This window comes from Asticcacaulis currens, assembly GCF_028550395.1.
Lineage (GTDB): Bacteria > Pseudomonadota > Alphaproteobacteria > Caulobacterales > Caulobacteraceae > Asticcacaulis > Asticcacaulis currens.
On sequence record NZ_JAQQKW010000022.1, the window covers coordinates 1 to 1,320 of the forward strand.

1 protein-coding gene is annotated in these 1,320 nt (G+C 59.2%); it reads left to right on the forward strand.

Translation table 11 applies throughout. The features are described from left to right. Positions 1-1,320, forward strand: a 1,320-nt coding sequence (locus PQU94_RS17970; RefSeq protein ID WP_272742806.1) for a glycoside hydrolase family 2 TIM barrel-domain containing protein, incomplete at both ends; no start/stop codon positions are given.

The following is a 1,320-nucleotide window of genomic DNA, read 5'->3' on the forward strand; positions in this document are numbered from 1 at the left end:
GAACCGATGAAGGCGACCTTCTTCAATTTCGAGAGCCGCGATCTGGCGCTGAAGGGCGACACATCGGCGTCAAAGCGCTTCCTGTCGCTGGACGGCACCTGGGATTTCAAATTCTCCAAGGGCGTCGATAACCGCCCCAGGGACTTCTATAAAACCGGCGCGAACCTTAGCGGTTGGGATAAAATTCAGGTCCCCGGTATGATTCAGGCGCAGGGCGACGGCAAGTTCGGCCTGCCGGAATTCTGGAATATCAAATACCCCTTCCCGGCCAATGAGCCCTTCATCCCGCACGATATGATCGAGGTGGGCTCGTACAAACGAAGCTTCGACGTCTCGGCCGACTGGGCCGGTCAGGACGCCTTCCTGCATATCGGGGCGGCGGGCGCGGCCTATTACATCTGGGTCAATGGCGAGAAGGTCGGCTATTCGGAAGACTCCAAGCTGCCGTCCGAATTCAATGTCACAAAGTTCCTCAAGCCCGGTCATAACGAGGTCGCGCTGGAAATCTACCGCTATGCCGATGGCTCCTATCTGGAGGATCAGGACTTCTGGCGGCTGTCAGGCATCGAGCGCTCGGTCTATCTTTATGCGGAGCCGAAGACGCGCCTGCGCGATTTCACCGTGCGCGCCTCGCTGGACCAGACCTATACGGACGGCGTCTTTGCGCTGGAGGCCGAACTGGCCGGTCAGAAGGGTGCGGCCACGGTGACTGCCACCGTCTATGACGGCGAGACGCAGGTGCTTAAAACGTCAGCAAAAGCAAATGTCGGCAAGCCTGCGCAACTGAGCGGCACGCTCAAAGGCGTCAAGGCGTGGACGGCGGAGACGCCCAACCTCTACCGGCTGGTGATCGAGGTCACGGACGCCAAGGGCAATCTGATCTCGGCCACCGCCAGGAAGATCGGCTTCCGCACGGTGGAAATCCGCAATGGTGAGGTGCAGGTCAATGGCAAGCGCATCCTGATCAAGGGCGTCAACCGCCACGAGCACGACCCCAAAACCTACCGCGTCATGTCGCCGGAGCTGATGCGCAAGGATGTCGAGCTGATGAAGCAGGCCAATGTCAATGCGCTGCGCACCTCACACTATCCCAACGATCCCTACCTCTACGACCTCGCTGACGAATACGGTCTCTACATCATGGACGAGGCCAATATCGAGAGCCATGAATATATGACGCTCGGTCGCGACACGGGTGATGTCAGCGTGCAATTGGGCTATAAGCCGCACTGGGCCGCCGCGCATCTCGACCGGGTCAGCCGCATGGTCGAGCGCGACAAAAACCACCCCTCTATCATCTTCTGGTCACTGGGCAATGAG